Source organism: Sphingomonas sp. GW821-FHT10F11, from assembly GCF_058809095.1.
Map to the genome: position 1 here is coordinate 842,626 of NZ_JBXASH010000001.1, position 16,678 is coordinate 859,303.

Below are 16,678 nucleotides of genomic sequence, written 5' to 3' on the forward strand. Positions count from 1 at the left end.
TCCTTTCGCTCTCTCTTCTCCGTTCGTTTCGAGCGACGTCGAGAAACAGGCAGCGGGCGCGCATTCAATGTGTCTCGACTTCGCTCGACACGAACGGATGGGGACGGAGTCTTATCATGGGTGATCTGCTGCGCTTTCGCGACGACGCGGCGCATGACGAGCCCGCGGTCACGCTCGATGCGTTCATGGGCCAGACCAACGCCACTGCGGTCCGCATCGAAGCGGGCGACGACGCGCGCGCGCTGATCCCGCATCTCGGCCAGATCGCGCTGATCGAAGTGAGCTTCCCCAAGTTCCGCGACGGGCGCGGCTATTCCTCGGCGCGGGTGCTGCGCGAGGCGGGCTATACCGGCGAACTGCGCGCGGCGGGCGATGTGCTGGTCGACCAGATCCCACTGATGAAGCGTTGCGGCTTCGACAGCTTCGCGCCCGAGGCGGAGATCGACGCGGCGACCTTGCAGGCGTCGCTCGCGCGCTACGAGCATGTCTATCAGGCGGCGGCCGATGGCGCGGTGCCGGTGTGGAAGCTGCGGCATGGCTGAGGCCGCGCGGAAGATCGACGTCATCGACGCCCGGCCCGCCTTTACGCAGGGTGACGCGGACGCGCTCAACGCGCGTTTCGCGGGGGTCGATACGCTGACCATGCTGAAGGCGCTGTTCGCCGAGGGCATTCTCGGCACGACGGCGGTCGTCTCCTCGTTCGGCACCGAAAGCGCGGTGCTGCTTCACCTGGTCGCGCAGGCCGATCCGAGCGTGCCGGCGATCTTTGTCGATACGCTCAAGATGTTCCCCGAGACGCTTGCCTATCGCGAGACGCTGGTGAGCGCGTTCGGGCTGACCAACAGCTGGGTGGTCGAGCCTGACACGGCGGTGCTCGCGGCGAAGGACGACAAGGGCCTGCGCTGGTCCTATGACCCCGATGGCTGCTGCGACATCCGCAAGGTCGAGCCGTTGAAGCGCGCCAAGGCAGGACTCGACAGCTGGATCTCGGGGCGCAAGGCGTTCCAGTCGGTCACCCGCCAGAACATCCCGCGCTTCGAGGTCGAGGACGGCCGGCTGAAGATCAATCCGCTCGGCGACTGGGTGAAGGCGGATCTCGAGGCCTATTTCGCTGAGCACCACCTGCCACGGCATCCGCTCGAGGCGGAGGGGTATCTGTCGATCGGCTGCCAGCCCTGCACGAGCAAAGTGCAGCCGGGCGAAGATCCCCGCGCCGGGCGCTGGCGCGGGTGGGACAAGGTCGAGTGCGGGATTCATGTCGACAAGCCGGGCGAAGAGCCGGTTTTCTAAAGCCCCTCCCCTTCAGGGGAGGGGTTGGGGTGGGGGACTCCGAGCCGCCCAAACGCGCTGCGCTTGCGGGACTGCCTCACCCCCAACCCCTCCCCTGAAGGGGAGGGGCTTTTAGGCTAGTACCCCACGAAATCGCTGAACCTGGTCACGCTCGGCTCGAACTTCAGGATTACCTTGCCGGTGGCGCCGTGGCGTTGCTTGGCGATGATCAGTTCGGCCAGGCCGAACACGCGCTCCATGTCGGTCGCCCATTGCGCGTGATCCTCGAAGATCTTGGCGCTGTCGCCTTCGACCGGGCGCTTGGGCTCCTTGGCGGCGACGTAATAATCCTCGCGGTACACGAACATCACGATATCGGCGTCCTGCTCGATCGAGCCGGATTCGCGCAGATCCGATAGCTGGGGTCTTTTGTCCTCGCGCTGCTCAACTGCACGGCTGAGCTGGGAGAGCGCCATCACCGGCACGTTCATGTCCTTGGCGAGGGTCTTGAGACCGCGGCTGATCTCCGAGATTTCCTGCACGCGGCCGTCGCCCGAGGCCTTGGCCGATCCGGTCAGCAGCTGGAGGTAATCGACCACCACCAGCCCGATCTGGTTGTTGTGGCGCCGCTGCAGCCGCCGCATGCGGGTGTGGAGCGCCGCGATGCTGAGGCCGGCGGTGTCGTCGATATAGAGCGGCAGATTCTCCAGGTCGGCGGCGGCGGCGGCGAGCTGGTTGAACTCGGCCCGGCTGATCTTGCCCATGCGCAGTGCCTCGGAGCTGATCCGGGCCTGTTCCGACAGGATACGCGTCGCGAGCTGGTCGGCGGACATTTCGAGACTGAAGAAGGCGACCTTGGCGCCGACCGATTCCTCAGGCGATATGCCATCCTGCATGTCGCGCATCCAGCGTTGCGCCGCGTTGAACGCGATGTTGGTGGCGAGCGAGGTCTTGCCCATGCCGGGGCGTCCGGCGAGGATCATCAGGTCCGAATGGTGCATGCCGCCCATCTTGGCGTTGACTGAGTCGAGCCCGGTGGTGACGCCGGACAGGTTGCCGCCCGAGTTGAGCGCCCGCTGCGCCATCTTCACCGCGAGGGTGGTCGCCTGGGCGAAGCTCTTGACCTGGCTCTCGGTGCCGCCATCGGCCGCGACCTTGAACAATTCCTCCTCGGCAAGCTCGATCTGAAGGCGTGGATTGACCTCTTCCGAGGTGTCCAGTGCGCGATCGACCAGGCCGCGGCCGACCGTCACCAGCGTGCGCAGCATGGCGAGGTCGTAGATCTGCTGGGCGAACTGGCGGGCGCCGATCAGGCCGGCGCCCGAGCCGGTGAGCTGGGCGAGATAGCTGGGGCCGCCCAGCTCCTTCATGCCCTCGTCAGCTTCGAACATCGGGCGCAGCGTGACCGGGGTCGCGAGCATGTCGTTGCCGCGCGCCTGCTTGATCGCGGCGAAGATGCGGCCGTGCACGGGCTCGTAGAAATGATCGGGCTCGAGCTTGTCGACCAGATCGTCTGCCAGCCGGTTGTCGATCATCATCGCGCCGAGCATCGCCGCCTCGGCCTCGACATTCTGCGGCAGAGTCTGGGCTTCGGGGAGAATCGGTGTGGTGAGGATCGCTGTGGCCATGGCGCTCCTTTCACAGACCCGGTGAGTCTGCTCAAGCGTGGAACCCGTGGATAACATATTTTCCCTCTCCCGGCGGGAGAGGGAGGGAGCCGCGAAGCGGCGGAAGGGTGAGGGTGACGGTTGCGAATAAAACTCGCCCTCACCCTCCCATGCTGCGCATGGGCCCCTCCCTCTCCCGCTGGGAGAGGGATAAAGCGAGATTGTTGTTCCGCACGCGCTTCCCCGATAGGGCCTCATCATGGCCGACCCGCGCATCATCGCCGTATCCCTCGACGAGCGCACCATATTGTGGCGGTCGGCGGATATCGAGCAGGAACGGCGAATCGCGATCTTCGACCTGGTCGAGGGCAATTATTTCTGCCCGCAGCGCCCCTATCCCGATGGCTATGCCGGGCCATTCAGGATCGCGCTCGCAGTGGAGGAAGGGCGGCTCGCCATCGCGATCCACCGCGAGGACGAGTCGCATCTCGAAACCTATGTGCTGGCGATGGGGCGCTTCCGCCGGCCCATCAAAGACTATTTCGCGATCTGCGACAGCTATTACGAAGCGATCCGAAACGCGACACCTGCCCAGATCGAGACGGTCGACATGGCGCGCCGCGGCATCCACAACGAGGCGGCGGCGTTGCTGAAGGAACGGCTGGAGGGCAAGATCGAGATCGACTTCGACACCGCGCGGCGGCTGTTCACCCTGATCTGCGTCCTGCACATCAAGGGCTGACGGCGTGGCGCTGCGCCTCTGGGGCCGCCGGATCGGGCGGATCGGCGCACTGGGCATCGTCCTGGCGCTGACCGGCGTCGTCGCCTGGACCTTCGCGCTGAGCTGGCGCCCCTCCGACAAATACGCTTTCCAGGGCGTCGACGTGTCCGAGGACCAGGGCGTGGTCGAATGGTGGACGGTGAAGGCGGGGGGCGCGGATTTCGCCTATCTGCGCGCGACCTATGGCGCCGATGGCCGCGACGAGCGGTTCGCGACCAACTGGGCTGACACCTATGCCACGGGCATGCGGCGCGGGGCGCTCCACGTCTATTCGCTGTGCCGCCTCGCCGCCGACCAGGCGAATAATTTCAACACCACGGTGCCGCGGGTCAGCGACGCCCTGCCCCCCGCGGTCGAGATCGATTTCGATCCCGATTGCGATTCGCGGCCGGTGCGGGGCGTGGTGCTCGGCGAGATCCGGCGGTTCCTGACCATGGTCGAAGCGCACAGCGGCAAGCCGGCGCTGATCAAGATCAGCAAGCGGTTCGAGGCGACCTATCAGGTGACGAGCGCGATCCCGCGGACCATCTGGGCGGTGCAGGATTTCTTTCCGCCCGATTATACGGCAAGGCCGTGGCGGATGTGGCAAGCGAACGACATGCGACGGATCGACGGGATCACCGGGCCGGTGCGCTGGAACGTGGTGGCGCCATGAGTGAGGATACCGACATTCGCGATCGGCTGGTCGCCGCCGCGCGCGAGGCTGCGCTCCAGGCCCATGCCCCCTATTCGCGCTTCGGCGTCGGCGCGGCGGTGCTGCTGACCGATGGCAGCGTGGTGACCGGCACCAATTTCGAGAATGCAAGCTATGGCCTGTCGCTCTGCGCCGAGACGGTCGCGCTCGCCACGACCAATGCCCAGGGGCGGCTGCGCGACGTGGTCGCGATCGGCGTGATCGGCGGCGTGATGGACGCAGCGGGCAAGCCGACCGGGACCAAGCCCGTCGGCCCGTGCGGCCGCTGCCGCCAGGTGATCAACGAGGCAGCACAGCTCGGCAAGCGCGACATCGTGGTGTGGTGCGCGGGGGCCGAGGGCGACGCCCATGAGCGGCATCTTTTGTCGGAACTGCTGCCGCACGCCTTTGGGCCGGGCGATCTCGGGATCGACTGACCCTGTCCATCAGCGGAGCACGGCTCCTACGAGGCCGATCGCGAACAAGGTTCCGGCATAGATGAAAGCGATGCGGCGCAGACTGGAGGCATAGCCCCGGCGCAGAAAGAACCAGACGGATACTGTCGGAAGCAACAGCATACCGGCGAGCAATAAGGCACTCATGCGCCTCGGCTCGCTCTGATCGTCGCGCTTCATTGCTCTTCCCCCCGTCGAGCGACAGATGGTCGCACGCCCGCCGGGGATCATCAACCTGGCGCCGCATGTCGTTATTTCAGCGAAATAAAATGGCCCCATCGGGCCTATTGGAACGTCCTGGCGCCGCGGCCGTATTGACCGGGGTTAACCAGGAGAACCTCCCCCATGAAGAACAAAATTCGCGCCGGCGTCATCGCCGCCCTGCTCGCCACCTCGGTCAGCGTGCCCGTAGTCGCGCAGCAACGCCAGCCTTCCCATCCCCAGGCCCATGGCCAGCAGCAGCGGCCGTCCTGGCGTGAGGTGAGCGCCTCGCGCGGCCACAAATGGCGCAAGGGGCAGAAACTCGCACGCAACCAGCGCCGCTATGTGGTGAGCGACTGGAACCGTCGCGGCCTGCGCACACCGCCACGTGGCTATCAATGGGTACGCGAGAACAACAATAGCGGCGACTATCTGCTCGTCGCGGTCGCGACCGGCCTGATCGCCAGCATCCTTACCCAGTAAACGGTAGCGACAGGCATGGCGGCCGGCGCGCCTCGCAAAGGCGCGCCGGCCGTTGTCGTTTTGGCGCGATCGGTCTTGCCCCGGACGGCCATTCCCGCGAAAGCGGTCGGCCAGAGGGAGGCGCTTTATGTCGATCATGTCGGACCGGTGGATTCGCGAGCAGGCGCTCGCCAACGGCATGATCGAGCCGTTCGTCGATGGTCAGAAGCGCGACGGATGCATTTCCTATGGCCTGTCATCCTATGGCTATGACGCCCGGGTTTCCGACGAATTCAAGATCTTCACCAACATCGACAGCGTGATCGTCGACCCGAAGGATTTCGCGGCGAACAGCTTCGTCGACCGCAAGACCGATGTCTGCATCATCCCGCCCAACAGCTTCGCGCTGGCGCGGACGGTCGAATATTTCCGGGTACCGCGCGACGTGCTGGTCATCTGCCTCGGCAAATCGACCTATGCGCGCTGCGGGATCATCGTGAACGTCACGCCGCTCGAGCCCGGCTGGGAGGGGCATGTGACGCTGGAATTCTCGAACACCACGCCCCTGCCCGCGAAGATCTATGCGAACGAAGGCGCCTGTCAGTTCCTGTTCCTGGAGGGCAACGAGCCCTGCGAGACGAGCTATGCCGATCGCGCCGGCAAATATATGGGACAGCGCGGCGTCACCCTGCCAAGGCTCTAGCGGAAACATCTGCAGGACGGCACCCGCACTTGCCCATGACGCCGGCCCGTCGCGAAGCCGCGATTTCCCTGTTCCGGGTCACGTAACAGGGAATTTTCCCGGAATAACAGGGAATTTCCTCCCCGCCGGCGTTCATCCTGAGCCCCAATATCATCTCGTCACAAGAAAGAGCCGGACGGACACCAAGGCATACCGTCCAGCCCCATGATGCCCCGATCTCTACCCCGGTTGAATCGATGCCCTATCGCGGCGATCGACAGCCCGGTTACGGCTCCCTGAACCCTGGCCCGCCCCGAAAAGGGCATTGCGCGATCAGCGTGAGGACAATTGTCGCGCGTCGAGCCGGGCAAGCCCTGCATTGGCCAGCATATGCGACGACGCCGTACGCTCGGCCGTGACGTCCATCAGCGCGTCGGGCTGGGCCAGAACCGCCTGGTACAGGGCGCGTGCCTCTTCCTGGCGACCGGTGCTGCGATAGACCGCGGCCAGGTTCAGCATCAGTTCGGGACGCGAGGGGAAAATCCGGCGCTCGGCGAGCAGGGTCCGCTCAGCCGTGTTGAAATCACCTTGCTTGATCGCGGTGAACCCGGTGCGGTCGCTGGCGACAGCCGCGCTTCCCGCACCAGCCAGGACAATTCCCGCAATCAGCACTCCAAAACCGATACGCATTGCTCGTCTCCTACCGACCTTTCCACGAAAGGTTTCACTTTTGTGACACTGTTGTGTCACTTCCATGACTCCACCGCAACAGTTTTGCGACAGATCGGTTACGGATATGCGTATCGTCTTCGGACAACAAAAAAGGGGCGGTCCCGAAGGACCGCCCCTTTCCTGTTTCGCCCCTGATCGACGCGATCAGAAGTCGTTGCGATACTGCTCGTTGCCGATGAAGCCGAGCTTCGTCACGCCAGAGCGCTTGATCACCGCGAGAACCTCGTCGACCCGCGCATAGCGCGCCTGAGGATCGGGCTGGAAGTGCAGCTCCGGTTCCGGGTTGATGGCCTTGGTCGCCTCCAGATATTGCTGGAGAGTGACCTTGTCGACCGGCGCGCCGTTCCAGGCGATCGTGCCTGCCGGGTCGATCGTGACCTTGTTCTTCTGCGGATCGATCGGCGGCGGCTGGTTGTTCGGGTCGTTGATCGGAAGATCGACCTTCACCGCGTGCGTCTGGATCGGAATGGTGATGATGAACATGATGAGGAGCACGAGCATGACGTCGATAAGCGGCGTCGTGTTCAGATCCATCATCGGCTGGCCATCATCGGAGCCACCGCTCATTGCCATATCAAATTACTCCTAAGCTCTGACCGGTCACATGCGCTCGGCGTTACCGCCGGGCGGAGGCTCGGAAATGAAGCCGACCTTGGCAAAGCCTGCCATCTGCATCGTGTAGATCGCACCGCCAACGCAGCGATACGGCACGTTCACGTCACCACGGATATGTGCTTCGGGAAGCTCCAGATCGGGATTGCCGACGCCACCCTGGCGCGCAATCTCGGCCTTCAGCTTCGCCACCGCGCGATCGAGCAGCTCCGTATGCGTCACCGGTGCGGTGCCCCAATAGATGCCGCAGGTACCATCCGGCTTGGTCAGGATCGAAAGCGACACATTCTCGGGCTTCGTGGTCGTGGGGTCGTAACGAATGTCGGGAAGCTTCAGCTTCACCGCCTGCAACACGACGGGCACCGCGATCAGGAAGATGATGAGCAGAACCAACATGACGTCCACCATCGGAGTCGTGTTGATGTCCGACATCGGCTTTTCTTCGGCGCCATCGCCGCCAACGCTAATTGCCATTGAGGACTATCCTATCCTTGCAACTGCGCCGCCGGGAAACTCCGGCGGCGAGGAGGCGGGGCAGCGCCGACGTGGCGCACGCCCCGCCCCGTCATCAGCGTGCCGCCGTGGTGGTCGCAGCTGCCGGCTTCGCTGCCGGAGCCGCCGCACCCTTGCGGGCCGCAACCGTCGGGCGAACCGCACCGTCGGACGCCAGGTAGCCGAGCACGTCGTTCGAGAACGCGTTCAGGTCTTCGGCGATCGACTTGTTGCGACGCTGCAGCCAGTTGTAGGCGAGCACCGCCGGAACGGCGACGACGAGACCGAGGGCGGTCATGATCAGTGCCTCACCGACCGGGCCGGCGACGGCGTCGATCGATGCCTGACCGGCCGCGCCGATCTTGATGAGCGCGCGGTAGATGCCGATAACCGTACCGAACAGACCGATGAACGGCGCGGTCGCGCCGACGGTCGCGAGGAAGGCCAGGCCCGAGTTCAGCTGCGAGTTGATCGAAGCCTCCGAACGCGCCAGCGAACCGTGCAGCCAGTCATGAGCCTCGACCGGATCGGTCAGACGGGTATGCTGCTCCTGAGCCGACAGGCCGTCGTCGACGATCTGCTTGTAGGCCGAGTTCTTCTCGAGCTTGGCCGATGCCTCACGCAGGCTGTTGGCGTTCCAGAAACCGCTGCGCACGCGCTTATGCTGGTTGATCACCTTCTGCTGCTCGAACAGCTTGGTGAACAGGATGTAGAGCGAAACGAAAAGCATCAGCACGAGAATGCCGAACACGGTCTGGGAGATCAGGCCGCCTTCACGAAGGGCGGGGACCAGGCCGTACGGGTTGTCGCCCTTGGGGGCGGCTGCTGCGGCGCCGGCCGCAAGGATGGTGGTGAGCATTTTGGTTGGTTTCCTCTAGGCTGTATTACTGTAAATTCATCGAGAAACGGCCCGGGCACGATGCGCCGGGCCGAATCCCTACCCTCAATCCTCGGGCAGCACCCACTTCACCGGCAGGTTCGCGGTCGAGACGATCGGCTGACCATTCTCGTCCTTTGCCGGGGTGTAGCGCACCCTGCTGCGCGCGATACGGCACGTCGTATCGTCCAGCGAGCTGTTACCGCTCGACGTGGAGATCGTGCACGCGCTCACGCGGCCATCGACACCAACGGTCAGCCTGGCAACCACACGACCCTGTGCACCGGCGCGAATCGCCTCCGACGGGTAGGAATCGTTGTTGAAGAACTGGCCCGGGTTACCCTTGAGACCGGCAGCCTGCGAAATGCGGGGCGGTGCCGGCGGTGGGGGCGGCGGAGCAGCGACCGGCGTCGGCACATATACCGGCGGCGGAGCCTGCACCGTCTGGATGACGACTTGCGGCGGCGCCTGGGTCTGCACGATCGGCGGCGGCGAGACGACCGGAGGCGGCTCGAGCGGCTGATCTGGCGGAGGGGGCGGCGGCTCGTCAGGCGGCGGGGGCGGCGGCTCCTCGACGTCGAAGGTCTTCAACTTCTCCGACATAGCCTTCACGTATTTGTACGTGAGACCGGTGACGAAGGCGTAACCCATGACGGCGACGATCACCGACACGATCACGATCGCCACCACGCGGTTGCCGCTTACATTACGGTCAGCATAAGCCATTCAGAAACGAAACTCCTCTATCCGTACACGACGCGTATCGCCGATCCGTAACGTCCGTTCGTTCGATCCGCCTGTCATGGGCTGATGTATCCTTGGACAGGGGCGATCCTATATGACCCCCAAAACCCTGACGCAAACGCTTTGTCTCGCGCAACAAACGTACAAACCGAACATGGCAGAATTATTTCTGTATAATATCGGTACGAAAGCGTAACCCCCGGCGCATGATTCCCGTTCCGAAACTCATGCTTGCGATGGCCTTCGCGGCCGCCGCAAACACCGCTTCCGCCCAGCAGCGCCCGCCGATTCCCGCCGATTCGGTGGTAGTTACCCCCCCTTATGCCGACTATGCGGACCTGGTCCTCGCGGCCCCCGCGATCGTCGATGCGAGCATCCGCAGCACCACCCGGCTGAAAGGCCCCGATGCGGCAGGCGTCGCGGCCGGAAAGGCCCGGCTTTATATAGAGGCCGACGTGCTGGCACTGATTCGCGGCGCTGCAGCATTGCCGCCGCGAATCGCCTATGTCCTCGACGTACCGGTCAATGCGCGGGGCCAGCTGCCCAAGTTACGCAAGCTTCGCGTGCTGCTCTTTGCCCGGCCCGTTCCGGGTAACGCGGCGCTCGTCCAACTCGTCCGGCCCGACGCCCAGCGCGACTGGTCGCCCGGCGCCGACGCGCTGACCCGCCGAATCACCCAGGAAACGCTCGGCCCCGACGCCCCGCCGCAGGTGACGGGCATCGGCAACGCCTTTCATGTCGCGGGCGACCTGCCCGGATCGGGCGAAACCCAGATCTTCCTCACCACGGCCGATGGCCGGCCCGTGTCGCTGGGCATCCAGCGCACGCCGGGCGAACAGCCGCGCTGGTCCGTGGCGCTGAGCGAGCTGGTCGGCGAAGGCGCGACGCCGCCGGCGCGCGATACGCTCTTATGGTATCGCCTCGCCTGCGCCCTGCCGCCGGCACTGCCCGATGCGAGCGTGGCGTCGCTTGACGAGGGCGATGCCGCCATCGCGCGCGAGGATTATCGCCTGGTGATTCGCTCGCTCGGGGCCTGCGCCCGCTAACCTGCGCCCGCTAACCTTCCGGGGCGACCGTCAGGACCTGTCCCGTAGTGGAACGTGCGGCGACCAGGAAGCGAGCGGCGGCGGCGACATCGTCCGGAGCGGCCCCAGCCGCCACGTCGATCGCCCCGATTCGGACGCGCGGCGCCCGCTCGACCGCAAGCGGACCGATCGCGGCGACCAGCATCGCACGGTCGACCGGCGGGACCGACGAGTCGATCAGCAGCAGGACGACCCCGTCCTCAGCCGCGCGCAGCAATTCCACGACCTCCCCTGCCCGCCCCGCTCGAGCGCTGACGAGGGTTGCGCCGGACACCGTCGCAAGCGAATCGCGAACGGCCTCCTCCAGGGTCATTTCCGGTGGCGGACGAGCGTGATGCCGATCGATTCGCCATTTTCGGCGATCGCCAGCTTGACGATCTTCACCATCACCCGCGCGACGCGCTTGTCCTGCAGGAACAAGGTTTCGGCGATATGATCGGCGACACCTTCGACCAGGGTGAAATGCACGCCTTCGGGCAGCGCCGTCGTCGCCGCGCGCTTCAGATCGAGATAATTCTTGGTCGCGCCCAGGGGTGAATCCGGCGCGAAATGCGCCGGACAGTCGAGATCGACGGTCAGCGAGATCCGCAGCGGCTGCGGCAAATGGGTTTCTTCGGAATAGATGCCAGTCAACACCGGCACCTCGAGATCATGCACTTCAAGGCTGAGACGATCGTCCAAGCGCGGCCCTTTCATTCTGTGGCGGGCGCCATAGCAGATGGCGGGGCGGTGGAAAGCCGCGTCAGGCGGCGGCGCTTGGCCGGGCGCTGACGGCGGCATGCCAGCGCACGACCGCCCGGCAGCCATCGGGCACCTGGAATTTGGCGGCGCGGGCGAAATCGATCGTCACCAGCGCGGTGATGTCGGCAAAGCTGAAGGCGTCGGTCGCGATCCAGTCGCGATCCGTCAGCCGCGCGTCGAGGGAGTCGACAAAGGCGCCCCACATGATGAGGCCCCGCGCGCCCAGCTCCGGTATCTGCGGCATGGCCGGCCATTTGCCAGGCGCGGCGCGATCCTGGAAAGCGGGATGCACGTTACGAAAGGCATAGACGGCGGCGGCATAGCCGTCCGATTCGATTCGCCTGGTCCAGGATTCGATTCGCCCGATATCGAGCGGGGTGGTGCCGAACAGAGACGGCGCCGGCTGCATGGCCTCGAAATAGCGGCAGATCGCGGCCGATTCGCAGATCACCTCGCCATCGTCGAGTTCGAGCGCCGGCACGGCACCGCGCGGATTGACCGTGAGATAGGGGTCGGTGAGTTGCTCGTTGCGGCGCAGATCGACCATCACGCGTTCGATCTCGATGCCCTTCTCCGCAAGGAAGATGCGCACGCGCCGCGGGCTTGGGGCGAATTCGGCATCGTACAGCTTCATTGGACGACTCAATTCGGCTTGCGTTCAGGCCTGCCAAGGCTAAAGCGCGCGGCCCCGTGCGTCCATGCCGGGACTCGCAGGAGCACTCTCTTGATCAGGATCGCGCCGATTTCCGAAGTTGAACCGCAGGCGGTGGAGCATCTGCTCGATCGCGCGTTCGGCACGGACCGGCACGAGCGAACCGCCTATAGGATTCGCGAGGGCATGCCCGCGATTCCCCGGCTGAGCTTCGCCGCGTTCGAGCATGACGCGCTGGTCGGCACCATCCAGTGCTGGCCGATCCTGTTCGACGGCGATGACGGCCGGGACGTGCCGCTGGTGATGGTCGGCCCGGTCGCGGTCGAGCCGGCACGCCAGCGCGACGGGATCGGGCGCGACCTGATGCTGTCGGCGCTGAACGCGGCGGTCGCGACAGGCGATGCCCATGCGCTGATGCTGATCGGCGACCCGGAATATTATGGCCGTTTCTTCGGCTTCACCGCCGACCGCACCGCCGGATGGCGCGTGCCGGGTCCGGTCGAACAGCGCCGGTTGCTCGCCATGGGCGATGCGGTGCCGGACGGCGCCGGGATGCTCGGTCCGCGAATCGCCGCGCTCGCCTGACGCTTTACGCCCGGGCGGGCCTGCCGTACCGCGACCCAATGCCGATGGACCCCCTGCCCGATCTTGCCGCACTGTCGCTCGCCGACATCGCGCGCCTGGCCGAGGAGCGGAAGCTGCCGCCGGTCGAGCGCTGGAACCCGACTCATTGCGGCGACAGCGAGATGCGCATCGCGCGCGACGGCACCTGGTTCCACCAGGGATCGCCGATCGGGCGCCAGGCGATGGTGCGGCTGTTCTCGACCATCCTGCGGCGCGAGGCGGACGGGAGCTATGTGCTGGTCACCCCGGTCGAGAAGCTCGATATCGCGGTGGAGGATGCGCCCTTCGTCGCGGTCGAGATGAAGGCCGAGGGCGAAGGACGCGACGCGCGGCTGGCGTTCCGACTGAACACCGGCGACCTGGTGACCGCCGGGGCCGAGCATCCGCTTCGCTTCGAGGAGCGCGAGGACGGCCCCCGCCCCTATCTGCATGTCCGCGGCGGGCTCGAGGCGCTGGTCGCCCGCCCGGTCTATTACGATCTCGCCGCACTGGCGCTGACGAACGACGATGTGCCGCCCGGCGTGTGGAGCGACGGCGCCTTTTTCCCACTGGAGCCGACCGAATGAGCCTCGCCGACCGCCTGCGCAACGCGCTCGAGACCGGGCATGGCATCGACACCGTGTTGCTGACCGGGGATCACCGGGACCTCGAGCTCGACCAGTCGGTGCCGCTGATGAACGCCGCAGTGCTCGTCGCGGTGACCGACCGGCCGGAACCCGGCGTGATCCTGACCCAGCGCACCGACACGCTGTCGCGCCATCCCGGCCAGGTCGCCTTTCCCGGCGGCCGGATCGACCCCGGCGACAGCGACGCGATCGACGCGGCGCTGCGCGAGGCGGAGGAGGAGATCGCCCTGCCGCGCGACCGGGTGATCGTGATTGGCGAGGCCGACCGCTATCGCACCGTCACCGGGTTCGAGGTGACTCCGGTGATCGGCATCGTCCCGCCCGACCTGATCCTGATCCCCAGCGCGGCCGAGGTGGCGCAGGTTTTCGAGGTGCCGCTCGATTTCGTGCTCGATAGCGCCAACCATGTCGAGGCGACCGTCGAATGGCAGGGCCGCAACCGGCATTTTTACGAGATCAACTGGGACGGCCACCGCATCTGGGGCGCGACCGCTGCGATGATCGTCAACCTTTCCCGGCGGCTTCGATGGAACGGGTGACCCTGCCCCAGGCTGCCTGGCGCGCCCGCGAAGGGCTGACGGAACTCTGCGACGTGCTCGGCGCGGCGGAGGGCAAGGTGCGCTTCGTCGGCGGCGCGGTGCGCGACACGCTGCTCGGGATCCAGGTCGCCGATGTCGATCTGGCGACGACTCATTCGCCGGAGCGCGTGATTGCCGTGCTCAAGGACAATGGCATCAAGGCAGTGCCGACCGGCCTGGCGCACGGCACGGTGACGGCGGTGTTGCCGGGCGGCGTTCCGGTGGAGGTGACGACCTTGCGCTGCGATGTCGCGACCGATGGCCGGCACGCGACCGTCGCCTTCACCGACGACTGGCGGGAAGACGCAGCGCGGCGCGATTTCACCATGAACGCGCTCTATGCCGATCCGCTGACCGGCAAGATCTTCGATTATTTCGGCGGGATCGACGATCTGGAGGCGCGGCGGGTGCGCTTCATCGGCGATCCGTTGAAGCGGATCGCCGAGGATCATTTGCGTATCCTGCGCTTCTTCCGCTTCCACGCCCGGTTCGGCGATGCGCCGGATGCGGCAGGGCTGGATGCCTGCACCGAGCGCGCGAACGACCTGATGGCGCTGTCGCGCGAAAGGGTCGCGGCCGAGATGTTGCGCCTGCTGGTCGCAGTGTACGCGGTGCGGGTCGTTGGTTTGATGATCGAGCGGGGCATCCTTGCGCCTGTCTTGCCCGAGATCGGCGCGGAGGGTGTTGACCGCCTCGCTCGTCTCGCCAGCTTCGAAGAGATGGCGGAGATCACGCCGGACCCGATTCGTCGTCTCGCCTCGCTGTTGCCCAGGGATATCGCGATTGGTGAAACAATTGGCGCCCGGCTCAAACTGTCGAAAGAACAGCGCAGGCGGCTGGTTTCAGCGCTATCGGATTCGGTCGGATCGCCGCATCCCCTCGCCTATCGCCTTGGTACTGAGCTGGCGATCGATCGCTGGCTACTGAACGTCGAGGAACCGATGGATGCGGTGATCGGTGCGCGGGACATCAAGGCGTGGCCGGTGCCAGCCTTCCCCCTCACTGGTGGCGCACTGGTCGAACGCGGCCTGCGCAAGGGTCCGGAAGTTGCAGCGACGCTGCGCGCGATCGAAGACCGGTGGATCGCGGAAGGCTTTCCCGATGCGACACGCGTGGAGCAAATCGCCGACGAGACGGTGGCTCAGTTCCTGCGGGCTTCCAACAGCGCATAGGCCGCGTCGGCCTCGAGCGGCCGTGCGTAGACGAACCCCTGGCCATAGGTGCAGCCGAGCGCCGCGAGCGTCTGGCCGAGTTCGTTGGTCTCGATCCCTTCGGCGGTGGTCTGCATGCCCAGTGCCTGGGCGAGCGACAGGATGGCGCGCACGATCGCGATCTTGTCGCGATCGGCGAGCATGCCGGTGACGAAGCTGCGGTCGATCTTCAATATGTCGATCGGCAGTTTCTGGAGATAGGCCAGGTTCGAATAGCCGGTGCCGAAATCGTCCATCGCCAGCGTGGTGCCCAGGCCCTTCAGCGCGTGCATGATACCGGCGATTCGATCGGGATCGGTGACCAGTGCGCTTTCGGTGAGTTCCAGGGTGAAGCGCGATCCTTCGAGCCCGTTGGCGCTCAGCGCACGCTCGACCACCGGCGCGATGATGTCGCGCTGCAGCTGGATCGCCGAGAGGTTGACCGCGAGCTTCACGCCGCAATTGCCCCCGGCCCGGCGATCCCACAGAGCAAGCGTGCGCGACGCCTCCTCGATCGCCCAGCGGCCCAGCGGCACGATCAGGCCGGATTCCTCGGCGACCGGGATGAAATCGCAGGGCGAATATTCGGTGCCGTTCTCGTCAGCCCAGCGCGCCAGCGATTCGAAGCAGACGATCTGCCCGGTCGCGAGATCGCAGATCGGCTGATAGGTCAGACGCATCTGGCCGCGATCAAGCGCGCGGCGCAGCGCCGTCTCCATGCCGAACTGTTCGCGCGCGATGTCGAAGGCCTGGGTCTGATAGGCTTCGGCGCGACCGCTCGTTTTGGAGCGCCGCACCGCGAATTGCGCGTGGCGGATCAGCTCCTCGGCATCGTCCACATCGCTCGATCCGAAGGCGATGCCGATCGAGCAGGCGACGCGGATCTCGAAATCGGAGAGGCGGAAAGGCGTGGACAGCGCGTTCTGGATTCTTTTCGCCAGATGATCGGCATCGCCCGGCCCCTCTTCCAGGGTCATAAGGATGCCGAATTCGTCGCCGCCGGTGCGGGCGAGCACGTCATGTGCCCGGAGCGCGCCCTTTAGCCGGCGGGCAACGGTGATGAGCAGCTCGTCGCCCGCCATCGAGCCGAGACAGGCATTGACCCGGCTGAACCGGTCGAGATCGACGATCAGCACGGCATAGCGAGCACGCTGCGCCGTATCGTCGATCAGCGTTTCGAGGTGATCGCTGAAGCCAGCGCGGTTGGCGAGGCCGGTGAGGCTGTCGGTCATCATCTCGCGGCGGAGATTATGCTCGGTGCGCAGTTCCGACGTCTGGTCGATCAGGGTGATCAGGCACCGCCCCTCGGGATTGCGACTCAGCCGAGCGAGCGTGACCTGATAGTAACGGCAATCGACCGCGTCGCCGAACTGCCAGGGGAAATCCTCCCGCAGCGACTCGCTTTCGATGAAAGTCGTGATGCGCGCCGCGATCAGCGCGATCAGCGGCGATGCGCCGGTCGCGGCGCCCAGGCCGGCAAGACGAAAGGGACGGTTCGCCATCTGGATCGCGACCTTCCCGCCGGACGCGACGACGATCGCGGCAGGAATCGGAAGAAGATCGAAAGTCGCGGCGATGCGGTCCGCGTCGCTCAT

General features: G+C 65.7%; 23 protein-coding genes. 12 read left to right on the forward strand and 11 right to left on the reverse strand.

All coding sequences use genetic code 11. The features are described 5' to 3' along the window. Nucleotides 1-116: 116 nt before the first annotated feature. Together AC1RT8_RS04125 and AC1RT8_RS04130 are read left to right on the forward strand one after the other, a co-directional pair. The gene (locus tag AC1RT8_RS04125; RefSeq protein WP_493074308.1) at nt 117-542 is read left to right on the forward strand and encodes a DUF934 domain-containing protein; all 426 of its coding nucleotides are present in this window, start codon (nt 117-119) and stop codon (nt 540-542) included. Continuing rightward, nucleotides 535-1,290, forward strand: coding sequence for a phosphoadenylyl-sulfate reductase (locus AC1RT8_RS04130; RefSeq protein WP_493074309.1), 756 nt, complete (start codon nt 535-537; stop codon nt 1,288-1,290). Before AC1RT8_RS04125 ends, AC1RT8_RS04130 begins: the two co-directional genes overlap by 8 nt. A 116-nt stretch (nt 1,291-1,406) precedes the next feature. On the opposite strand, the gene AC1RT8_RS04135 is transcribed toward AC1RT8_RS04130, so the two are convergent. Next, on the reverse strand, nt 1,407-2,897 hold the full coding sequence (locus AC1RT8_RS04135) for a replicative DNA helicase (RefSeq protein WP_493074310.1): 1,491 nt from the start codon (nt 2,895-2,897) through the stop codon (nt 1,407-1,409). A 238-nt stretch (nt 2,898-3,135) separates the two neighbouring features. Here AC1RT8_RS04135 and AC1RT8_RS04140 point away from each other — a divergent pair, with 238 nt between their 5' ends. The 3 genes from AC1RT8_RS04140 to AC1RT8_RS04150 are packed head-to-tail and all read left to right on the forward strand — an operon-like array spanning nt 3,136 to nt 4,767. Next, a complete protein-coding gene (locus AC1RT8_RS04140) occupies nt 3,136-3,618 on the forward strand; it encodes a UPF0262 family protein (protein ID WP_493074311.1) in 483 nt (160 codons plus the stop codon). A 4-nt stretch (nt 3,619-3,622) separates the two neighbouring features. Next, nucleotides 3,623-4,312: a glycoside hydrolase family 25 protein gene (locus AC1RT8_RS04145; RefSeq protein WP_493074312.1), complete on the forward strand. Its 690-nt coding sequence runs from the start codon at nt 3,623-3,625 to the stop codon at nt 4,310-4,312. After that, nucleotides 4,291-4,767, forward strand: coding sequence for a cytidine deaminase (locus AC1RT8_RS04150; RefSeq protein ID WP_493074678.1), 477 nt, complete (start codon nt 4,291-4,293; stop codon nt 4,765-4,767). The genes AC1RT8_RS04145 and AC1RT8_RS04150 overlap by 22 nt, the downstream gene beginning before the upstream one ends. A gap of 9 nt (nt 4,768-4,776) precedes the next feature. On the opposite strand, the gene AC1RT8_RS04155 is transcribed toward AC1RT8_RS04150, so the two are convergent. Continuing rightward, on the reverse strand, nt 4,777-4,965 hold the full coding sequence (locus tag AC1RT8_RS04155; protein ID WP_493074313.1) for a hypothetical protein: 189 nt from the start codon (nt 4,963-4,965) through the stop codon (nt 4,777-4,779). A 165-nt stretch (nt 4,966-5,130) separates the two neighbouring features. Between AC1RT8_RS04155 and AC1RT8_RS04160 the strand changes: the two genes are divergently transcribed. Both AC1RT8_RS04160 and dcd read left to right on the forward strand, forming a co-directional pair. After that, nucleotides 5,131-5,469, forward strand: coding sequence for an RcnB family protein (locus AC1RT8_RS04160; RefSeq protein WP_493074314.1), 339 nt, complete (start codon nt 5,131-5,133; stop codon nt 5,467-5,469). A 127-nt stretch (nt 5,470-5,596) separates the two neighbouring features. Beyond that, nucleotides 5,597-6,151 carry a dCTP deaminase gene (dcd, locus tag AC1RT8_RS04165; RefSeq protein WP_493074315.1) on the forward strand — a complete coding sequence of 185 codons (555 nt, stop codon included), beginning with the start codon at nt 5,597-5,599 and terminating at the stop codon, nt 6,149-6,151. 312 nt (nt 6,152-6,463) lie between these two features. Here dcd and AC1RT8_RS04170 read toward each other — a convergent pair whose 3' ends face one another. From AC1RT8_RS04170 to AC1RT8_RS04190, 5 genes are all read right to left on the reverse strand, one after another. Then, nucleotides 6,464-6,820, reverse strand: a complete 357-nt coding sequence (locus AC1RT8_RS04170) for a tetratricopeptide repeat protein (RefSeq protein ID WP_493074316.1) — start codon at nt 6,818-6,820, stop codon at nt 6,464-6,466. Between the two features lie 186 nt (nt 6,821-7,006). After that, nucleotides 7,007-7,435: an ExbD/TolR family protein gene (locus AC1RT8_RS04175; protein WP_493074317.1), complete on the reverse strand. Its 429-nt coding sequence runs from the start codon at nt 7,433-7,435 to the stop codon at nt 7,007-7,009. 27 nt (nt 7,436-7,462) lie between these two features. Further along, complete coding sequence (locus tag AC1RT8_RS04180; RefSeq protein WP_493074318.1) at nt 7,463-7,948, reverse strand: ExbD/TolR family protein; 486 nt, start codon at nt 7,946-7,948, stop codon at nt 7,463-7,465. A 94-nt stretch (nt 7,949-8,042) separates the two neighbouring features. Next, nucleotides 8,043-8,825: a MotA/TolQ/ExbB proton channel family protein gene (locus AC1RT8_RS04185; RefSeq protein WP_493074319.1), complete on the reverse strand. Its 783-nt coding sequence runs from the start codon at nt 8,823-8,825 to the stop codon at nt 8,043-8,045. An 84-nt stretch (nt 8,826-8,909) separates the two neighbouring features. Then, complete coding sequence (locus tag AC1RT8_RS04190) at nt 8,910-9,569, reverse strand: energy transducer TonB (RefSeq protein WP_493074320.1); 660 nt, start codon at nt 9,567-9,569, stop codon at nt 8,910-8,912. Nucleotides 9,570-9,823: 254 nt separating this feature from the next. Between AC1RT8_RS04190 and AC1RT8_RS04195 the strand changes: the two genes are divergently transcribed. Beyond that, entirely contained in the window at nt 9,824-10,633 is an 810-nt protein-coding gene (locus AC1RT8_RS04195) for a hypothetical protein (protein ID WP_493074321.1), read from the forward strand. Between the two features lie 10 nt (nt 10,634-10,643). Here the strand turns inward: AC1RT8_RS04195 and AC1RT8_RS04200 are convergent, their stop codons facing one another. From AC1RT8_RS04200 to AC1RT8_RS04210, 3 genes are all read right to left on the reverse strand, one after another. Then, nucleotides 10,644-10,985, reverse strand: a complete 342-nt coding sequence (locus AC1RT8_RS04200) for a Rossmann fold domain-containing protein (protein WP_493074322.1) — start codon at nt 10,983-10,985, stop codon at nt 10,644-10,646. Further along, nucleotides 10,982-11,353, reverse strand: coding sequence for a dihydroneopterin aldolase (locus AC1RT8_RS04205; RefSeq protein WP_493074324.1), 372 nt, complete (start codon nt 11,351-11,353; stop codon nt 10,982-10,984). Before AC1RT8_RS04205 ends, AC1RT8_RS04200 begins: the two co-directional genes overlap by 4 nt. Before the next feature lie 61 nt (nt 11,354-11,414). Further along, the gene (locus tag AC1RT8_RS04210; RefSeq protein WP_493074326.1) at nt 11,415-12,047 is read right to left on the reverse strand and encodes a glutathione S-transferase family protein; all 633 of its coding nucleotides are present in this window, start codon (nt 12,045-12,047) and stop codon (nt 11,415-11,417) included. A gap of 90 nt (nt 12,048-12,137) precedes the next feature. Between AC1RT8_RS04210 and AC1RT8_RS04215 the strand changes: the two genes are divergently transcribed. From AC1RT8_RS04215 to AC1RT8_RS04230, 4 genes are read left to right on the forward strand one after another with little or no spacing between them, the layout of a single operon-like run. Then, nucleotides 12,138-12,650, forward strand: a complete 513-nt coding sequence (locus tag AC1RT8_RS04215) for a GNAT family N-acetyltransferase (protein ID WP_493074327.1) — start codon at nt 12,138-12,140, stop codon at nt 12,648-12,650. Between the two features lie 38 nt (nt 12,651-12,688). Next, complete coding sequence (locus AC1RT8_RS04220) at nt 12,689-13,255, forward strand: DUF1285 domain-containing protein (protein WP_493074328.1); 567 nt, start codon at nt 12,689-12,691, stop codon at nt 13,253-13,255. Continuing rightward, nucleotides 13,252-13,854 (forward strand): CoA pyrophosphatase, encoded by a 603-nt coding sequence (locus AC1RT8_RS04225; RefSeq protein WP_493074329.1) that lies wholly within the window; start codon nt 13,252-13,254, stop codon nt 13,852-13,854. The genes AC1RT8_RS04220 and AC1RT8_RS04225 overlap by 4 nt, the downstream gene beginning before the upstream one ends. Next, nucleotides 13,842-15,065: a CCA tRNA nucleotidyltransferase gene (locus AC1RT8_RS04230; RefSeq protein WP_493074330.1), complete on the forward strand. Its 1,224-nt coding sequence runs from the start codon at nt 13,842-13,844 to the stop codon at nt 15,063-15,065. The genes AC1RT8_RS04225 and AC1RT8_RS04230 overlap by 13 nt, the downstream gene beginning before the upstream one ends. Here AC1RT8_RS04230 and AC1RT8_RS04235 read toward each other — a convergent pair. Beyond that, the gene (locus tag AC1RT8_RS04235; protein WP_493074331.1) at nt 15,035-16,678 is read right to left on the reverse strand and encodes a putative bifunctional diguanylate cyclase/phosphodiesterase; all 1,644 of its coding nucleotides are present in this window, start codon (nt 16,676-16,678) and stop codon (nt 15,035-15,037) included. The genes AC1RT8_RS04230 and AC1RT8_RS04235 overlap by 31 nt on opposite strands.

Excerpts from the sequence above, each read along its gene's own strand:
- AC1RT8_RS04125 (WP_493074308.1), top strand. The coding sequence starts at position 117 with ATGGGTGATCTGCTGCGCTTTCGCGACGACGCGGCGCATGACGAGCCC.
- AC1RT8_RS04130 (WP_493074309.1), top strand. The coding sequence starts at position 535 with ATGGCTGAGGCCGCGCGGAAGATCGACGTCATCGACGCCCGGCCCGCC.
- AC1RT8_RS04135 (WP_493074310.1), bottom strand. The coding sequence starts at position 2,897 with ATGGCCACAGCGATCCTCACCACACCGATTCTCCCCGAAGCCCAGACT.
- AC1RT8_RS04140 (WP_493074311.1), top strand. The coding sequence starts at position 3,136 with ATGGCCGACCCGCGCATCATCGCCGTATCCCTCGACGAGCGCACCATA.
- AC1RT8_RS04155 (WP_493074313.1), bottom strand. The coding sequence starts at position 4,965 with ATGAAGCGCGACGATCAGAGCGAGCCGAGGCGCATGAGTGCCTTATTG.
- AC1RT8_RS04160 (WP_493074314.1), top strand. The coding sequence starts at position 5,131 with ATGAAGAACAAAATTCGCGCCGGCGTCATCGCCGCCCTGCTCGCCACC.
- dcd (WP_493074315.1), top strand. The coding sequence starts at position 5,597 with ATGTCGATCATGTCGGACCGGTGGATTCGCGAGCAGGCGCTCGCCAAC.
- AC1RT8_RS04170 (WP_493074316.1), bottom strand. The coding sequence starts at position 6,820 with ATGCGTATCGGTTTTGGAGTGCTGATTGCGGGAATTGTCCTGGCTGGT.
- AC1RT8_RS04175 (WP_493074317.1), bottom strand. The coding sequence starts at position 7,435 with ATGGCAATGAGCGGTGGCTCCGATGATGGCCAGCCGATGATGGATCTG.
- AC1RT8_RS04180 (WP_493074318.1), bottom strand. The coding sequence starts at position 7,948 with ATGGCAATTAGCGTTGGCGGCGATGGCGCCGAAGAAAAGCCGATGTCG.
- AC1RT8_RS04185 (WP_493074319.1), bottom strand. The coding sequence starts at position 8,825 with ATGCTCACCACCATCCTTGCGGCCGGCGCCGCAGCAGCCGCCCCCAAG.
- AC1RT8_RS04190 (WP_493074320.1), bottom strand. The coding sequence starts at position 9,569 with ATGGCTTATGCTGACCGTAATGTAAGCGGCAACCGCGTGGTGGCGATC.
- AC1RT8_RS04195 (WP_493074321.1), top strand. The coding sequence starts at position 9,824 with ATGGCCTTCGCGGCCGCCGCAAACACCGCTTCCGCCCAGCAGCGCCCG.
- AC1RT8_RS04200 (WP_493074322.1), bottom strand. The coding sequence starts at position 10,985 with ATGACCCTGGAGGAGGCCGTTCGCGATTCGCTTGCGACGGTGTCCGGC.
- AC1RT8_RS04210 (WP_493074326.1), bottom strand. The coding sequence starts at position 12,047 with ATGAAGCTGTACGATGCCGAATTCGCCCCAAGCCCGCGGCGCGTGCGC.
- AC1RT8_RS04220 (WP_493074328.1), top strand. The coding sequence starts at position 12,689 with ATGCCGATGGACCCCCTGCCCGATCTTGCCGCACTGTCGCTCGCCGAC.
- AC1RT8_RS04225 (WP_493074329.1), top strand. The coding sequence starts at position 13,252 with ATGAGCCTCGCCGACCGCCTGCGCAACGCGCTCGAGACCGGGCATGGC.
- AC1RT8_RS04230 (WP_493074330.1), top strand. The coding sequence starts at position 13,842 with ATGGAACGGGTGACCCTGCCCCAGGCTGCCTGGCGCGCCCGCGAAGGG.
- AC1RT8_RS04235 (WP_493074331.1), bottom strand. The coding sequence starts at position 16,678 with ATGAGCGACGCGGACCGCATCGCCGCGACTTTCGATCTTCTTCCGATT.